Annotated in this window: 10 protein-coding genes; 1 reads left to right on the top strand and 9 read right to left on the bottom strand. The window is 37.1% G+C overall.

Annotated elements, in window-relative coordinates; genetic code table 11:
* Positions 1-2: 2 nt before the first annotated feature.
* A complete protein-coding gene (locus DUT69_RS03680; protein WP_113651770.1) occupies positions 3-818 on the top strand; it encodes a hypothetical protein in 816 nt (271 codons plus the stop codon).
* On the opposite strand, the gene DUT69_RS03675 is transcribed toward DUT69_RS03680, so the two are convergent.
* The 9 genes from DUT69_RS03675 to DUT69_RS03635 all read right to left on the bottom strand — a co-directional run bounded on the left by DUT69_RS03675 (position 770) and on the right by DUT69_RS03635 (position 18,004).
* Entirely contained in the window at positions 770-1,351 is a 582-nt protein-coding gene (locus DUT69_RS03675) for a SprT-like domain-containing protein (protein WP_113652483.1), read from the bottom strand. The two genes, DUT69_RS03680 and DUT69_RS03675, sit on opposite strands and share 49 nt — an antisense overlap.
* A 190-nt stretch (positions 1,352-1,541) precedes the next feature.
* Positions 1,542-3,644 carry a ferrous iron transport protein B gene (gene feoB / locus DUT69_RS03670; RefSeq protein ID WP_113652481.1) on the bottom strand — a complete coding sequence of 701 codons (2,103 nt, stop codon included), beginning with the start codon at positions 3,642-3,644 and terminating at the stop codon, positions 1,542-1,544.
* Between the two features lie 10 nt (positions 3,645-3,654).
* Positions 3,655-3,873, bottom strand: a complete 219-nt coding sequence (locus DUT69_RS03665) for a FeoA family protein (protein WP_113651769.1) — start codon at positions 3,871-3,873, stop codon at positions 3,655-3,657.
* A 137-nt stretch (positions 3,874-4,010) separates the two neighbouring features.
* Positions 4,011-6,803, bottom strand: a complete 2,793-nt coding sequence (locus DUT69_RS03660) for an outer membrane beta-barrel protein (RefSeq protein WP_113651768.1) — start codon at positions 6,801-6,803, stop codon at positions 4,011-4,013.
* A gap of 239 nt (positions 6,804-7,042) precedes the next feature.
* On the bottom strand, positions 7,043-7,459 hold the full coding sequence (locus DUT69_RS03655) for a VanZ family protein (RefSeq protein ID WP_113651767.1): 417 nt from the start codon (positions 7,457-7,459) through the stop codon (positions 7,043-7,045).
* Between the two features lie 2 nt (positions 7,460-7,461).
* Positions 7,462-7,842 (bottom strand): glycine cleavage system protein GcvH, encoded by a 381-nt coding sequence (gene gcvH / locus DUT69_RS03650; RefSeq protein ID WP_113651766.1) that lies wholly within the window; start codon positions 7,840-7,842, stop codon positions 7,462-7,464.
* An 87-nt stretch (positions 7,843-7,929) separates the two neighbouring features.
* Positions 7,930-15,087: a T9SS outer membrane translocon Sov/SprA gene (gene sov / locus DUT69_RS03645; RefSeq protein WP_113652480.1), complete on the bottom strand. Its 7,158-nt coding sequence runs from the start codon at positions 15,085-15,087 to the stop codon at positions 7,930-7,932.
* Positions 15,088-15,099: 12 nt separating this feature from the next.
* A complete protein-coding gene (gene ruvA / locus DUT69_RS03640) occupies positions 15,100-15,684 on the bottom strand; it encodes a Holliday junction branch migration protein RuvA (RefSeq protein WP_113651765.1) in 585 nt (194 codons plus the stop codon).
* Between the two features lie 4 nt (positions 15,685-15,688).
* On the bottom strand, positions 15,689-18,004 hold the full coding sequence (locus tag DUT69_RS03635; protein WP_113651764.1) for an NADP-dependent malic enzyme: 2,316 nt from the start codon (positions 18,002-18,004) through the stop codon (positions 15,689-15,691).
* Positions 18,005-18,105 lie beyond the last annotated feature (101 nt).

Raw genomic sequence — 18,105 nt, 5'->3', positions numbered from 1 at the left:
TTATGAAAACTGTATATTTTTTAGCTGTTGCTTGCCTATTTAGTACAATTCTGGGCTGTAACAAAATAAAATCCGATCACCCGCAGGCTGGCTTAGGTGATGAATTTGCAACCGACTTAAATGCAAAAACCATTGTCGGCTATGCAGATTCTATCGACAAAATATTACCTACTCTTAGCAAAAGAACTAGCCTCGTCTATATGCTTGGCGATTTATCGTTCTACGTAGAAAGTTATAGTGATAACAACCGGACAGTACTTTTAGTAGAGCATGCCAACAATGGTGGAATAAACAGTAACCTGAAAAAATATTATTTAAGAAATGACAGCTTAGTATTGCAAAGCAACAGTACAATGTTGGCCGCCGATGATGGAAACGTTTTTAAAGACTCACGAACGTTTTTGCGTAGCAACACAATTTTTAAAACAGATAGCAGAACCGCATCTGCCGGAGGCGAAATTAAATCGTTGCCCTTTATTGACATCCCATTGAGTAAAAATCCAAAAAGCGATAAATCTATTTTGGACAACATAGCCTCTTTAAATGATGTTTTAGCGGGGACTGATAAATTTGATATGGTGTTTGAAAACATTACAACTTATCCGGATTCTAGATACATCGTACTAAAAAGTAAAATGCAGAATGGTTACAGCGCAAGTATTTTAGTAAACGAAAAGGATGGCTTTATTGATAGCTTGCTAAATAATCCTATCCAATTTAAAAATCAGAAACTTGATATAGATTGGGTAGTTAAAGATCAAGAAGCTATTTACGTACCAGTTGCTAAAAATACTTCGGCAAGTGGGTTAAACAGATAAACGTTTCCATTATCTAAACACAGACAACGATAGCGTTTACGCATTCTTTCTCCTTTTTTAAATCTCCTGCCATCTTTTAGCACAAAAACCGTATCGTGTGGCAATTCTTCTACGCGGATTGTATTGATAACAGGATCATACTTTTTTAACGCTCTAGCAAGGCTTAAATCTGTACAGCTTGATGCCGATGGATTATTAAGGTAAGTAATAATAGTCTGATGAATATCTGACGGGAATACATTTAAATCGAAGAAAGGATTCATCATCCTTTTGAAATTGTGCTTCCATTCTGCACCATGAGGCTTCACCTTATTTTTATGATCATTCCAAGTAAGCAAATGCGCAAACTCATGTACAGTTGTAACTAAAAAAGCAAAAGGATTCAGGTTGTTATTAACGGATATTTTGTGCCCCTTATCTTTAAACGGATGTCTGTAATCGCCGAGTTTAGTTGTCCTACCCTTAGAGATTTTAAATTCGCATTGAAAGTAATCGATCCATTTAGAAATAATTGGAGCAGCATCTGCAGGCATGTATTGCGCTAAAACATCAACTTTATTCACGCTTTAAAATTAACCATTTTTTTAACAAACTCGTCTTCCAAGGCGTAACCACAGCTCCTCGATTTAACAGAAACAAGACAAGACCTATTCTTCAATTACTTGATGTTAAATTCCTCTTAAATAGAAAAGCTTTGCAAACAGGCAATTAAAGAAACCTAAGTTATTTCAACAATTGGTAAGCAATTAATGCGGCAAAATAAGCCATCGCAGTCATGTAAACCAACTGTATAATTGGCCACTTCCAAGATTTTGTTTCTCTGTAAACGATGGCAACCGTGCTCATGCACTGCATCGCGAAGGCGTAAAAAAGCATTAAAGAAATACCTGTGGCAAAAGTATAAACCGGCAAACCTGTTCTGCTATTAATCGAGCTTAACATACGCTCTCTAATGGTATCCGTGTCTTCATCTCCACCATCTACGCTGTAAATGGTAGCCATAGTTCCTACAAATGCTTCTCTGGCGGCAAACGAAGTAATTAAGGCAATGCCTATTTTCCAATCATAACCTAACGGTCTTATTGATGGTTCTATCCAATGCCCTAAAATACCGACATAAGAATTTTCTAATTTTTCGCTGCTAATTAAACTTTCGATATGCTGGGTATTCTTTGTAGTGTCAGCCAATGCTGCAGCATATTTATTCTCGATGTTTTCAAACCTATCCCCGGGACCGAAAGATGCCATTACCCATAAAATGATAGAAATAGCAATAATTACCTTACCGGCCTCGAAAACGAAGGTTTTAGATTTTTCTACAACGGTAAAAAAAACATTATTCCATCTCGGCATTCGGTAAACAGGCAACTCCATAATAAAGTACGAGCGTTCCTTAGCTTTGATTAAAAACTTCATTATCCAAGCTACCAAAACCGCACCAACCATGCCCACCAAGTACATAGCCATCAAAGCCAAACCCTGCGTATTAAAAATTCCAAAAACAGTTCCTTCTGGTATAATTAAAGAGATAATTAGAATATAAACCGGCAAACGAGCCGAGCAACTAACCAATGGCGTAACCATAATGGTTATCATCCTATCTTTCCAGCTTTCTATATTTCTTGCGGCCATAATAGAGGGAACTGCACAGGCCAAACCACCAATCATAGGCACCACAGACTTACCATTTAAACCTACTTTGCTCATCACTTTATCCATCATAAAAGTAACCCTAGCCATATATCCAGTATCTTCTAGAATAGAAATAAAGGCAAATAGTATCGCAATTTGAGGGATGAAAATTACAATGCCACCCAAACCCGCAACAACGCCATCAAGAAACAAATCAGTTAACATTCCGGCTGGTAAATACTCATGACCCATTTCGGTAAGCGAACCGAAGCCGGCATCGATTAAATCCATTGGGTAAGATGCCCAAGCGAAAATTGCATTAAATATGATGAACAACAATAATAGGAAGATTGCAAATCCCCAAACCTTATGGGTTAATATCGAATCAAGCTTGTCGGTATTGGCAAACTTTTTAGCTGCTCCTGTATCGGTAACTACACCATCTAAAATTGTACCCAAGTGTCTGTACCTAGCAACCGTCTCCTCACCTTGTAATTTTGAAGAATCAAAATTAAACTTGCGCTCAATTTCTTCTATTTCACTTTGTTCTTTGGTAGTAAAATTCGCTAAATGTTCATGCTGATGCAAGACCTGCAAAGCATAATAATCGTTCGCAGTATTTAGCTTCTGTTTAATCGCATTTATCGCCTCTGGCGCAAACGAATTAACATTGATACTGTAATTTTGCGTACTGATTCTGGTGGAATTTGCAATTGCATCTTTAAGCAGTTCTACACCTTCATTATTCCTTGCCGCCATTTGCACCACCTGTATTCCTAGGCGATTGGCAAGTTTATCAACGTCAACAGCTATGCCTTCCTTCTTAGCCATGTCGGCCATGTTAAGTACCAGCAGTGTTGGCAACCCTAAATCTGCTACTTGTGCATAAAGCAATAAGTTGCGACGAAGATTTGTAGCGTCGGCAATTACCACGATTAAATCAGGATGGCTATTGTTATTTCTATCAGCTAAAACCTGAAAAACGATACTCTCATCTTTACTTTTTGGGTAAAGACTATAAGTTCCAGGTAAATCTACAATCTCAGCAGTGCGAGTATCTGGCAGTTTACAGAAACCTGTTTTTTTATCGACAGTAATGCCGGGAAAGTTTCCTATTTTCTGATTTAATCCGGTTAGTAGATTAAAAACGGTAGATTTTCCGGTATTCGGATTTCCAACTAATGCAACTTTAATATCCGCCAATTTATGATTGAATTATGATAACAGAAGCTTCGCTTTTACGAAGGCAAAGTTGATATCCCGCAACGCGGATAGCCATTGGATCGCCGAGTGGCGCAAGGCGTTCAACTTCTACAACTTCGCCAGGCAGGCAACCCATTTCCATCAGCTTAACCGACATTTCTGCATCTGTAAAAGATACAATTGTTCCTTTTTGTCCTGGATTTAATTGCGAAAGTTTCATAAAATATATGGTCGCAATTTACCCTTTATTTATAACAAATCCAAATAGAAGGCATTTGCGTAGTGTTCAGAAATAGGCTGAAAACAAAAAAGCGCCCCGAAAAATCGGGACGCTTTTTATATAAAAATCAGATAAGATTACATACCACCTGGTCTGCCCATTCTCATGCCACCACCTGGTCCGCCACCTTGTCCTTGTGTATTCATACCTGCAATGTTGCTTAATGAATAGGTAAATGAGAACATGAAATAACGCTTAAGCACGTTAAAGTTCTGATCTACGATAGCATTGTTTGTTGCTGTACGCAAAACGCCAGTGTTCTCATTGAATAAATCGTTTACAGAAATTTTAAACGTTGTTCTGTTTTTGAAAAACTGACGACTCATGTACGCGTTTACCAATGTATATTTTGTGTTAAACGCTGCTCCTCTACCCGTAACTTGGTTGTAAGTTACGTCTGTTTGCAAACGTATATTTCCTGGAAATAGATAACTGATATCGATATTTGGAGATAATGTGTAGAAATTTGTTTCTTCACCTATGGTATAGTTACCATGAGTCCAGTTACCAGATATACCTGCAATCATGTCTAATTTATCTAAATTAGAAACCAATTTGTAACCATTTTGGATGGTGAAATTTTTAGTAATATTTTCTAAATTACTTGTAAAGTTGGTAGACTTACTTGCGCTTAATCTTCCGTCTATTTGGAAGTTTAATTTGTTTCCTTTAATAATTGGCAAGCCCAAATTTCCGAAAACCGTAGCATCGTAATTACCATCTACGTTAGTGTAACCATTAGCTATTTTACCATAGTTATCTACATCTGTAGGATCTGTGATTAAGAATTGAGAGTTACCAAAAGCATTAAAAGTTTGGTTAATAAAAGCACCCAAGAACAAAGTACGGTAACTAGCAAAATCGAAATTGTTATAGAAAATTCTTAAGCTGTTTGAAAATGACGGTTTCAAATTAGGATTACCAAAAGGAACCGTTTGCGTGTTTGAGTTATCTCTAACCGGTTGAATTTGATCGATGCTAGGTTGATTTGTACGACCGTCGTATCTAATGTTCAAACGCTTCTGGTTACTAAAGTTATACCTGAATTGTGCAGAAGGCGTAATGTTTGTAAAGTTTTGTGTAAATAACACACCAGTTGTTAAGTTATCGTTTTCACGATTGGTGCGTTGTACACCAACACCAATGTTCCAGTTATATTTTTTCTCGTTTTTATTAAAGCTAAACCCAACAGAGTTAGTTAAAGTCTGATTTTCGAATTCGTTGGTATAATCTAAATCCCTAATATCATATTGTTGTGTTATTGGATTGAAATTGTAAACTATTCTATGTCTATCATCTTTAATAAAACCGTTCTGGTAGTTTAACTCTAAACTTAAGGTTTTAGATAAAGGCTCGGTAAATACTAAACGTGCTGTATTACTTAGCGAGTTAGAATTATTATCAATTAAGTTGTTAATTAAACTTTGAGTTACACCTCCACCCGGAGCAGTAACAGTTTCTGGATTATTATTTAAATTAGAGGCATCATTATCGTTTATGTTTGTATTAACATTTAACGACAAAGTACGACCTCTACGTAAAAATTTCTTTCTAATTAAGATGCTGTTGTTAACTGATGGTGATGTTGATTTAGTATCGGAAATTTGCTGACCTACCGAGTTTCCAATTAGCGATACTCTATTGTAGTTTTCTGTACTATAACCAGAGTTATTTGTGTAAGAAATATTAGGCTGGATACGGATTGAGGTTGTCGAATCTAACTTTGTATCAACCATAAAGTTTAAACGGTGATTTAAACGATCGGTAGTGCTATTTAAATCTCTTTGGTTAGTTGAAGTATTATTACCTAAAAAGTTTTGTGTTAAACTATTGCTGGTAGAGAACAAAGAAGTTTTGTTAAAGAAATAACTTCCTGTAAACTGCGTTCCGTCATCGTAAGTATCGCCAAAGTTAATACCTGCTGCGTTTGTTGTTGTAATACCGGCTTGTTGCTGGCCACCGCCACCACCGCCAAACATCTGTCCGCGGTTACCACCACCAATACCACCACCGAAGTTTTGTTTGTTAACGTTATTAAATTGACCAATTAGAGATATTTGTTGTTTTTCGTTAAAACGGTTAATGTTCAAGTTTACATCATATCTATCATCAGTACCATAACCTACGGTATTATTACCTATAAAGCCTTTATTTTTTACACCGTTTTTAGTTACGATGTTTAAGATTTTCTCTCTATTTCCATCATCTACGCCAGAGAATTTAGATTGCTCAGACATATCATCAATAATCTGAATTTTATCAACCATATCAGCTGGTAAGTTTTTGGTAGCTAATAGTGGGTCGTTACCCATAAAGTCCTTACCATCTACCCTTACTCTTTTAATGGTTTCACCTTGTGTAGTAATTGTACCGTCTTTAGAAACTTCAACTCCCGGAACTTTCTTTAGTAAATCTTCTACTACAGCGTTCTCTTTAACCTTTAAAGTTGATGCATTAATTTCTAAAGTATCTTTTTTAACCACCACTGGAGGAGTTTCGCCTTTAATCTCTACGCCAGAAAGTGTAATTCCAGAGTCTTCCATGCTTAAAGTACCGAAGTTTATACCGGGATTGGCTGCCGTTAATTCGAAGTCCTTGGTAATGGTTTTTAATCCTAAGAAAACTACGTATAATTTGTATTTACCAACGGCTAATCCACTAATTGAAAAAGTACCGTTTGCAGCTGTATTTGTTCCTCCAACAGAGGTCGAGTCGCTAACTCTTTTGATACCAATAGACGCATAGTCGATTGGAGTTTTATCTTTACTATTTATTACTTTACCTGTTGCTGTTCCACTAGTTTGTGCGCTAGCTTGTAAGCCTACAAATAATAATATTACAAGTACTGATTTTTGTAAAAAAGAATTCATTTATTTGTTATAATTTGTTGTAATTCATCTATCAGACTACAATAAAGCCCGAAAGTTTGTTGATGGGTGTTAAAAAAAGGGTAACATTTTAAATACAACTAACTTTACCGTTACAGAGGGGATGATGAGCGAAAAAAAAGTTAGTTATTTTGCTGTTAAAATTGTTTTAAAGCAACATTTGGATTGATACGCAGGGTTACATCGCAGAAATAAATATTTCAAAAAAAATAAAAATCGAATTAAACCTTATCAATATTTTCTTCACGATAGTGTGAAAGATGTAGCAAAACATAACTAAAAACACCCATTAGTGCCCCAATCATGTCACTAGCAAAATCCCACCATTCTGCAGAGCGATAAGTGAAAACTTTCCATTGCAAAAGTTCAATACCGCCACCAAGCACAGCTGATATCAATAAAACTTTTAAAATGGTTAGCGAGCGAAAAGTGTAGTTATGTTGATATTTTATTTTTCCGTAGAACAATAAGATGGTTAGCACATAGAAAAAACCCAAATGTGCCATTTTATCGAAGCCTTTAAAGAAAAAACCTTCGCTACCATCGCCCTCGGGCAACCTTATATTACAAAGGATTAAAGTAACGACAGCCCAAAATATAGCCCAATACTGATACTTTAATCCTTTGGAAATATTCATTATTAAGCGCCTACTAAAGCTTTATAGTCATCAGCACTTAACAGCCCGTCGAAATCTGCTGGGTTAGTTAAAACTACTTTAACCATCCAACCGTCACCATAAGGATCAGCGTTTACTAATTCTGGGTTATCGTTTAAAGCAGCATTTACTTCTACCAATGTAGCTGTAAGTGGCATAAAAAGATCAGAAACAGTTTTAACAGCTTCTACAGTTCCGAAAACTTCTTCTGCAGCCACTTCAGAACCAACGCTGTTAATGTCGATATAAACAATATCTCCTAACTCACGTTGTGCAAAATCTGTGATGCCAATAAATGCTTCGTTACCTTCTACTCTCACCCACTCGTGGTCTTTGGTGTACTTTAATTCTGATGGAAAATTCATTTTATTTCTTTTAAATCTGTTTTGTTTGAAAAGCCTTACAGGCGTTGTTGCACCAAAGGTAATTATTAAACCGCTTTATAACAATTGCTAATTTAAGGTAACCCTTAAACTAAATCCAAAATTACTAAAAGAGGTATTAAACGATTGTGATGTATAAGGTTTGGTAATGTTAGAATCGTAGAAAAGTTTAACATTAAAACGTTGGTTAACCACATAATCTACGCTCGGTCTTAAACCAATATTTTTAGCTCCAGATGATACTTCGGCCTCTGTAACATCTGCCCTGTAAATAACCGTTTTATTGTCTCTTACTGATACATCTAATTTAAAGTCCATATTGTTGTCCATTTTTAGTTGGCTAAACCAACCAAATGGGAACCTGAATTTTGTTGTTCTATAGCCCAAGCCAAAAACCAAATTGTTTTCTGATAGTTGCGCTAATTGACTATTAGCTAAACTTAAGGCCATAATTCTGGTTTTGTTAACCTCGAAATTAGCCGTTAAGTTGTTTTTCAATCTCGTGTCAATACCAATTAATGGCGCAAACTGCTCAGAGATGGTTACCTGCGCAAATTGGTAAAGTGGCAAGAAGTTTAAGCTTACATCTCTACTACTTACGTAACCGTCATTCTCTTGGTATTTAATTAAGCTGTTAAAACCGTTTACACTGTAGGTAGAACGATAACCATGACGAAGACCAATTTCCGAGAATCGCTCTGCGATAAATGGAATTTTAGAAAGCCCACCATAGGTTAACCGCCAGTTTGGAAGCGGTATTTTTGGTAAGCTGTTTAAGCTGGTCGATCCCGCATCTTTACCTGTATAGGCCGCAATAAAAGATGAGATTACCACATCTTGCGAACTCTTATCGTAACCGTCGGCAAAACCTCCGTTACTACCTGAAGAATTTGGATTTAAACCTCCAAATCTTGCCGAAATAACCTGTCTATTAGACATAAACTGATTAAACAAACTAGAAACCGTACTTCCATTTTTGTCTTTAAATGCTGTACCCAAAGAGATTATACTAACGCTATAATCTCCTGTAGTAGTCGGGCTAAGGTTCCTGAAGCTACTGGTGCTATTGTCGTACCTATAATTGGTAGAATAGTTTAGTGTTCTGTTTTTAGATGCACTTAGCGTAATTTTAAAATCTCTAAATGGCTCAATCGTGCTGGTTAGCTGAAAATCTTCTCGTAACGTATTAATGTACAACTGATTTTGAAGCTCGTCTGTAGTTAACCAACCATTGTTCAATGCCATATCTCTAATATCTCGTTGACTACCGAAAACAAAACCTAAGCCGGGCGCACCGGTTACGTCGTCAATACCAAAAAATCTTGTTCTAGGCAGGTACCCAGGTAAAAACGTACCCTTAGTTTGCGTAAAGGCAACATTTACATTTTTTATACTCGTAACTATTCCAATAAGCATATCAGAAAAATTCCTAACTGAATCTGTAGGGTTATTACTTTTCTTGATAAAGCCAAACTTGTTGTATAAACCCGTAAGATTTAATGTTGGGTTAACCTGAATAGTTCTAGAATTTTGCACGGTGTTTCCTAAGTTAATAGACGGATCTCTCAACGTAGAAAGGGGTTCTGTTTGCCAATTAAAGTTTGTACCATAAGTGGTGGCAACCGTAACCCAATCCATCCCCGGAATTTTATTGATAGGTAATGCGTACCTAATATTTAAGTTATGGTTATAATCAGTTGTACGACCTAGGGTTTTTAGATTTTGCCAAAGAGTATCGCGTTTTAAACCTTCAATTCTACCCTCTGGCTCGTCAATTATCGAATAATTGGTTGCATCAAAATCCAAGCTTAACGAATTGGTTAAATCCCAGGCAATACCATAAATTCTAGACACTAAGAAGTTTTTATTATACGTAGTATTTATTGGGATGAAGTTGTTTGGATCGTTGTTACGCAAAGTATTTTCAGAGTAAAAACGGTCTACATCTATTCTAAAATTAATCGCGTTTGGCATCAACGTAAAGTTGAAATCCTTTAAAAGTTTTAGCGAATTCGATTTTATAATCTTATCAAATGGCTGATAATTTTTTGGCGTACCTGCATAATTATAACCTAATGATGCTCGGTAGCTGCGTTGCAAGCTTGTTTCATTAATAAAATCGCGATGCGAAAATTTGGTTTGCGCATAAGAAACATTAAAGTTTTCTATATCCCAAAGCCTAACCTTTTCTTCGCTGTTCATTCTCTCCTTACGTACATTGGTAAAGGTTAAACTGCTACGCGTAGTATAATCTTGCGCAAAGTTTAAAATAGAATCTTTTTGTGCTCTAGATGCACCTGCCAAAGTATTTTTTAGTTCGATATCTGGTGTACGTGGATCAAACTGTGGCGTTAAAACCTGCTTAGAATAACTTACAAACATTGGTATTTTAATACCTGATTTCTGAGGTAAAAACTTACCTAATTCTATGCTCGATGAAACATCAAAAAACTCGTTATCAGATCTATTTCTCTCGCTTACTTTTTTCTCTAAAGATCCAAATCCGATGGTAGATTTACTACCGGAAATATTTACGTCTGCAAAATCGGCTAGCTTAGCATTCATTCTTGCTGTTGCTGCCCAACCGCCACGTTCGTCAAATTCTGTTAAACGCAACTCGTTGAACCAAACTTGTGCATTTTTATCAAAACCGTCATCGTTATTTGGCAACGCCGGATTACGCAATGGATTTTTAACTCCCAACATATAAACCCTAACCTTACTCATATCAGGTTGGCCTTTTACAATGATGGTATTACCGCCATCTATGTAAGTGAACGGAATATTAATTGGCCACGGTAAACCCGCAGCAGTTCTGGCCTGGTTTCTGGCTACTTTTGCTTTCTGGAATAGCTCTAAATCAATATCCATTTTATTCTGGTCTGGCCAAATTGCGTAAGGATCACTAGTACCCGGATTGGTTACTTTTAGAGATTGATTGTATTCGTAATAGTTATCTTGGTTATCGGTACCAATTCTAATAAACGCCTGTAAATCGCCATCTTGCAAAGTTGCCTCGCCCATTGCTTCTAAATGGACAAACATTTCTAAACGTTTGTACGATCTAAAATCGTTAATAGCAGTTTTGAAGGCTGCTCTTCCGTAACCATCTCTCAAATTTTTAACAATTAAAGCCAATGATTGCTCGTTTTGCCTAGTATCTCCACGGAAGTTGCTAAAATCTCTCTCGCGAATAATCCCCGGAGGCACAACATACGGAATTGGCGTACGCTTACCGTTTTCTTCAATATTAACAGTAGAAACCTCGATAGTAGAATTATCTGCAGATGCAGGTTGAATAGATGGATCTGCAATTACATTGATTGCTTCGTTTTTAGCATTGTACTGTCTCCACTCTCCTCTTACTAATTGAATTTTTGCAAACCTCAAAATAGCTGTATCTGCAAAATTGGTCATAAACATTCTTATAAACCTTATCGATTTAAAATCCTGAATACCGCCAACTTTCTGATCGAACTGTGCCAAAGGAATACGAATTTGGTACCAAGTAGCATTTTGGGTTTGCCCATTTGCTAAGCGCACTGCAGAAGTAACTTTATCGGTTACATACTTGCCACCCACATCCAAATCGCCAGGTCTGATAGAAACTTTGTATTGAAAGTATTCATCAGACTGCGTCATATTGTTATCTCTGTTAATGTCTTCGCCATCTGGCAAAGCGGTTGAAGCAGAGTTATCTAAACCTAATTCTTGTTGCGACTGCTGCGAAGTTTTTGAGTTACCTTCAGTACCGTTATAACTTTCGTATCGCTTTAAAATTCCCGCATTTGCATTGTCGAAATTACTCCCTCTAAAGAAAGAATAATCATCTGACGATGGATCGTTCTCAAAAGCTAATGCTGCATCTGGGTTTAGCTGCGCTTTAATTTGATTAATTAACGTTGCAAATTTTGCCTTTTCATCGGCATTTGCCAAACCATCTAAACCAACATCTTGCGCACGTCTGGCAACTGGGTCGTTATCAAAAGCTTGAATTACAGGTTGCAGCTTTGTAACCCTTCCCCAATTGGTTTCGTCATATTTAGAAGGATCTCCGTTTGCTGGCAGACCATTTTCTAATGACTTTCTACCATCCTTAAGAATATCCTCAGAAATATTTCCGATGTTAAAATACAAATCTCCACCTTGCGAGGTTGGCTTGTACATAAATGGGTCCATTAACCAAAGCTCGATGTACTCGATGTTGTTTGCTTCAAAATCGTTTACATCAATTCTTCTGGTAATACCTCCCCACCTAGAACGCGGATTGTTCAAAAGCCCATTTGGACTAAAACCAGTTGGAGTGTAGTTGTAAGGCCCGCGAATATTAGGGTAAAAGGCCAAATCCAAAGTTGGCAACATTAATGGCTGTCCGGTTGCTATCTCTTTAAAAGGGAAGACCTCTTGCTCTATAATTTGTCTCACATAGTGATTTGACAGCTCTGTGTTTCTAATACGCGATGGCAAAATAGAAGTTCCACCGGTATAAAAAGTTGGATCGATATTGTAAAACGCAAGTCTTGCTCTGTTGTAACCGTACGCCAAATTATCTACTAATTGCGATTCTGGAAAAAGTTGTGGCGTACCAGCAATTTGCCAAGGAACCGAACTTTTTAAATCGATAATAGAACGTGATGCTTCAAAATCATCTAAGTAACTAGAACCACCCCTATCACCACCAGAATTAATGGCATTTGGGTGTCCAGGAATTAATTTTGCGTACTCGCCAGCAAATGTTATACTTGATGGAGCTTTAGTAGAAATTCCCGGTATTTTATCCACTAATTTGGTAAGCAATCTCGATGGAGAACTATAGGTTCCATCAAAACCAAAGATGGTGTTAGATATAGGTTCTTCCATGTAGTTAACCTTTTGGGTTAACGGTTTTTCGGTCAAATTCATAAAAGTACCACCCAAAGTAAGCTTCGGGTTAACCCTATAATCTAACCTTGCTCCAAATAAAGATCGCTGTTGCAAGCCAAACAATTCGTTGTTTTCTGTTGTAATTCTAATCGGCTGACCAGAACTCAACAAAGCCGTATTTATAATTTTAACTCTACCACCTTGGTAATCTACAGTATAATCTGAACCTTCAATTAATGGAATTGTACCTGCAAATACCTTAACCGAACCCTCTGCAACATTTATAGAGTTTAAAGAGAATTCTGATGAAATTTCTGATTGGTAATTACCTTTTATGATGTAAAGATTTTTATTGGCGAACAACTGCTGCGCCACCACCTTTGTAGAGTCGTAAAGTTGTGGGTAAGTATATTTGTCTGCCAATGCTTGCTCTGCCGGCAAATTAAATTTATTTGCTAAATCTGCACCGAAAGGTTCAATTAACGGAAAAATAATTCTTCCGTTAAGTGGATCGATGGTGACATAACCATTATTGGTATTGTTTATTAGCGTACCTAATGAAGCTCCGGTAACATTAGAACTAGAAAAAGCATTTTGCTGCTGCAATTGCTGGTCGCTAACAAACGGTTTATTCTCGTACTCAAAATCGAAAACACCATCTGGTTTCTTTTCTTTCTGTTGATTTAGCTGATCTAAATTTGTTAAGGCGATGTATTGTTTTAACTCAGTTCTACTACCTTCCCTAATTAAGGGCATTTCAATACCCGTTTTATCGTCTATTCTAAAAATATCAAGCTTAAAATTCTGGTTGCTGATTTGATATCCACCAATAGAATAAATATTTTTCATCATCAAATCCCAAGTCGGCAAATTGGTTTTGATGGTTTCATTTTTTAATAACTTAGCGTATAAAACTTTTGGAGTACCTTGATCAAAAGGCACATCTGTAGAAAACTCACCCACCTGATACTCTACACCGTTAAAAGTATAGCGGTAAGAAACAGCTAAAATCTCATCGGCATTTAGTGGGTTGTTTAACGAGATATAACCTAATTGTGGTTGGAAGTTGAACTCTCGCTCTGTTAGTTTTCTGGCGTAAGATAACTTTGCAAAGTTATCTGTAGCGCCATTTGCTTGGAAGTAAGAAATTACACTGTTTGAGTTGGTCTGACGAGCGTCGGCAGGTAAATTTGCCAATAAACTGTTGGATTGGGCAGGAAAAGTTGGGTTTGTAAAGCCAGAAGGTAAAACGGAGCCACCACCTGTAACCTGCGCTGTGTTGTACGGTGCGTTTTCGCCTAAATCCAGCAAACCTAATACATCTCTAGAATCTGTAGTATTGCCCGTTTTGTTGGTAATCCAAACCTCAATTTTTGTAATTACGATACCCGATAAAACCGTAGGCGGATTTGCCAAAGCACGGTTATAATTGTCTCTAAAATATTTACCCAAAAAGTAGTGTTTGTTAGCTTCGTAATCACTTCCGCTAATTCTATACTCGTTTTGTTGGGCACCATTGTTTATCTGTAATTCTTTAGATTGGGATTTTTGCTGCGTAAAAACCGCGGCAACATCTAACTTACCAAATTGCAGTTGTGTTTTAACGCCAAAAAGTGCCTGTGTACCGTTAATTAGCGTACTATTTAAAGGCAAACTCACATTACCCGCCTCTATTTTTTTAATGATATCGTCCTCACCACCAGTATAATCTAGCTTAACTTGATTTTCGAAATCAAACTGCGCTTCGGTATTATAGTTCATGTTGATTTTCATCTTCGAACCAATGTTACCTACCACATCCATTTGTATGCGCTGGTTAAAATCAAAATTTGCCTGACTACGTTGACGCTCATTAAAAAGCGGATTTTCGTTTTTATTGATACGTCCTAAAAAGGTAAGTTCCGCCTCGCCCCTTGGCTGGATATCGATAGTTGTACCACCAAATATTTTCTCGAAAACACGGCTATTTACTTTTACTGGCGGAAGAATTCCCGTTTTTCTAACCTCATCTATCTCAGCGTTAGAAAGCAATCTCCAATTTTCGCGTTTTATTTCACTATTTACAAACCTTAAGTACTGTTCAACTGTTAAATATTGCGGAACGGAAATTAGCTTATCGCCAATACGCTCTGTAATTACATAACGTTTGTTAGTAGCATCATACTCTACAACACGTTTTATGTTTTCTGGTAAGGTTAAAAAAGGATTGTTAAAATTTCGGAGTCCGAGATTTTGCTTCTCTCTTGTGGTAAAATTATTTCTAGTCGAATCGGCGTTTGATCTCGAAGGGGTTACCTGCGAAAAAACACGCTGACCAGCCAAAAAAATAAGAAAAAAAACAATTAGGGTAAATTTGTTTTTCAATTGTTTATACAATTATAAATTTTTCAGTGCTATTTTGATCATTTGCTCAACTGTTAAATCCTGATCAGCTTTTTTAACAGCATTGTCTAACGCCTTTTCTGCAACTTGCTTGCCAAACCCCAACATAATCAATGCAGACAGCGCTTCATCCTTAACTGTGTTATGCATAGGCATAGAAATAAGTGAATCAGAACCTTCCTTCTTCAATTTATCCTGCAGCTCTAACACAATACGTTGGGCAGATTTTGCCCCAATTCCCTTTATTTGTTGTATAAGTGCCACGTTAGCATTAACTATAGCACTTTGTATTTCTAACGGTGTAATAGAAGAAAGCATCATTCTGCAGGTGGTTGGGCCAATGCCAGAAACCGAAATTAAATGCAAAAACAATCGTCTTTCTCCTTCATCTGCAAAGCCATACAAAGTATGCGCATCTTCTTTAACGTGCAACCAAGTATAAATTTTGCATCGCTCTGCGCTACCCAACGCAGAGTAAGTATTAAGCGATATATTGATGTGATAGCCAACTCCTCCGGCTTCAACTACTATATATGTTGGACACTTAAAGGTCAACTTCCCATCAATATACGCAAACATTATTTTATTTCTTTGCTATTTTACTTAAAATACCTTTTCTTTTTGGTTCTGCTTCAGCTTCTTTACTTTGAACATCCAATACTGCAATAGTAACCATATTTACGATTTCTCTTACAGAACTTCCTAATTGAACAATATGAACAGGTTTTTTCAGCCCTAATAGAATTGGTCCAACTGCTTCGGCACCGCCTAATTCCTGTAAAAGCTTATAAGCAATGTTACCTGATTCTAAGTTAGGAAAAACTAACGTATTTGCAGGTGCATCTACCAGCGTACTGAAAGGGAAATTTTCCTTTAATAAAGCGTTGTTTATAGCAAAGTTACCTTGCATATCTCCATCAACTACAATATCTGGATGCTTTTCGTGCAATATTTTTACTGCTTTTCTTACTTTCTCCGGAATAGTACCATCGTTAGAGCCAAAGTTAGAATAAGAAAGTAAAGCTACACGAGGTTGGATGTTAAATTTGCTTACTGCTTTTTGCAACAACAAGGTTAAATCAACCAGTTCCTCGGCAGTAGGATCTACATTTACAGTGGTATCACCGAAAAACACAGGGCCTTTCTGGGTCATCATCATGTACATACCCGCAACGCGATTAACGCCTTCTTCTGTACCAATAACTTGCAACGCTGGTTTTATCGTAGAAACATAGTTTCTAGTTAAACCCGAAATCATGGCATCGGCTTCGCCGAAATTTACCATTGAAGCGCCAAAATAGTTACGATCGCGAAGCAACTTATTTGCATCAAATAAAGTTGTACCCCTTCGTTGTCTTTTTTTGTAAAGCGCCTCGGCGTATTTCTTCATTCGAGCTGGTTCTGAAACTGGCTCCACAATTTCAACGCCCTCTAACTCTAATCCGTTTTCGTCTATAATCTGTTGGATGATATCCTTATTACCTAATAAAATTGGAATAGCGATACCATCATCTTTAACAATTTGAGCAGCTTTTAAAATTTTGTAATTATCCGCCTCTGCGAAAACCACACGTTTAGGTGCAGATTTAGCTTTGTTGGTAATGGCACGCATAATTGAATCGTCCATGCCTAAGCGGCTTTTTAATTCTTCTGCATACGCATCCCAATCGGTAATAGTTTTACGGGCAACGCCGCTTTCTATTGCTGCTTTAGCTACCGCCATTGAAACGTTGGTCATTAAACGGAAATCCATTGGTTTAGGGATTATATAATCCTTTCCAAATTTAATATTACGCTCATTGTAAGCCATGTTAACGGCTTCTGGAACCGGTTTTCTGGCTAGCTCAGCAATAGCACGAACGGCAGCAATTTTCATAGCCTCGTTAATGCTGGTAGATCTAACATCTAGCGCTCCTCTAAAAATATAAGGGAAACCTAAAACGTTGTTAACCTGGTTTGGATAATCTGAACGGCCGGTAGCCATAATCAAATCCTTACGAGAACTGATAGCCAAATCGTAGGCAATCTCTGGATTTGGGTTAGCCATAGCAAAAACGATTGGGTTTTTAGTCATCGACTTTAACATATCAACCGTTACGCAGTCTGCTGATGAAAGTCCGATAAAAACGTCAGATTCTTTCATAGCTTCTTCAAGCGTACGCAAATCTCTAGTGGTTGCAAACTCTCTTTTAATCGGGTCTAGATTATCTCTATCATGACGAATAACGCCACTTCTATCGCACATTACGATATTCTCTTTTTTTGCACCTAAAGAAACGTACAAACGAGAACAAGAAATTGCAGCGGCACCAGCACCATTAACTACAATTTTAACTTTTTCTATTTTTTTCTTTTGTAAATCGCATGCATTTAACAACGCCGCAGCAGAAATAATTGCCGTACCATGCTGATCGTCGTGCATTACCGGAATATTCATTTCTTCCTTTAAACGACGTTCAATTTCGAAACACTCTGGCGCTTTAATATCCTCAAGATTTACACCACCAAAAGTTGGCTCTAAGGCTTTAACAATATTTACAAATTCGTCAACATTTTTAGTGTCAAGTTCAAGGTCAAAAACATCAATGTCAGCAAAAATCTTAAACAATAAACCTTTACCTTCCATTACTGGCTTGCCAGCTTCCGGACCAATATCTCCCAAACCTAAAACTGCTGTACCATTACTAATAACCGCAACTAGGTTTCCTTTTGCAGTGTACTTATATACGTCATCCTTATTATCGGCAATTTTTAAACAAGGCTCTGCCACACCTGGCGAATAAGCCAGCGTTAAATCTCTTTGAGAAGAATATGGTTTGGTAGGTACAACCTGAATTTTTCCTGGTCTTCCCTGCGAGTGGTAATCTAGAGCGTCTTGTTTTCTATTCGTTTTACTCATACTTTACATTTTGTAACGGGCAAAGTTACAATTATTTTCAGCAAACAATTACACTTTTAAAACTAACTTTTGGAGTATTTGAAACTAGAAATAACAGTGTT

It is taken from the genome of Pedobacter namyangjuensis (assembly GCF_003313325.1).
In the GTDB taxonomy this organism is placed as follows: Bacteria; Bacteroidota; Bacteroidia; order Sphingobacteriales; family Sphingobacteriaceae; genus Pedobacter; species Pedobacter namyangjuensis.
Note: the sequence above shows the minus strand (reverse complement) of the source record. Positions and strands in the feature narration are given on the sequence as shown.

What these genes read in the sequence shown, in the direction of transcription:
- DUT69_RS03680 (WP_113651770.1), top strand. Translation starts at nt 3, where the DNA reads ATGAAAACTGTATATTTTTTAGCTGTTGCTTGCCTATTTAGTACAATT.
- DUT69_RS03675 (WP_113652483.1), bottom strand. Translation starts at nt 1,351, where the DNA reads ATGCCTGCAGATGCTGCTCCAATTATTTCTAAATGGATCGATTACTTT.
- DUT69_RS03665 (WP_113651769.1), bottom strand. Translation starts at nt 3,873, where the DNA reads ATGAAACTTTCGCAATTAAATCCAGGACAAAAAGGAACAATTGTATCT.
- DUT69_RS03660 (WP_113651768.1), bottom strand. Translation starts at nt 6,803, where the DNA reads ATGAATTCTTTTTTACAAAAATCAGTACTTGTAATATTATTATTTGTA.
- DUT69_RS03655 (WP_113651767.1), bottom strand. Translation starts at nt 7,459, where the DNA reads ATGAATATTTCCAAAGGATTAAAGTATCAGTATTGGGCTATATTTTGG.
- gcvH (WP_113651766.1), bottom strand. Translation starts at nt 7,842, where the DNA reads ATGAATTTTCCATCAGAATTAAAGTACACCAAAGACCACGAGTGGGTG.
- ruvA (WP_113651765.1), bottom strand. Translation starts at nt 15,684, where the DNA reads ATGTTTGCGTATATTGATGGGAAGTTGACCTTTAAGTGTCCAACATAT.
- DUT69_RS03635 (WP_113651764.1), bottom strand. Translation starts at nt 18,004, where the DNA reads ATGAGTAAAACGAATAGAAAACAAGACGCTCTAGATTACCACTCGCAG.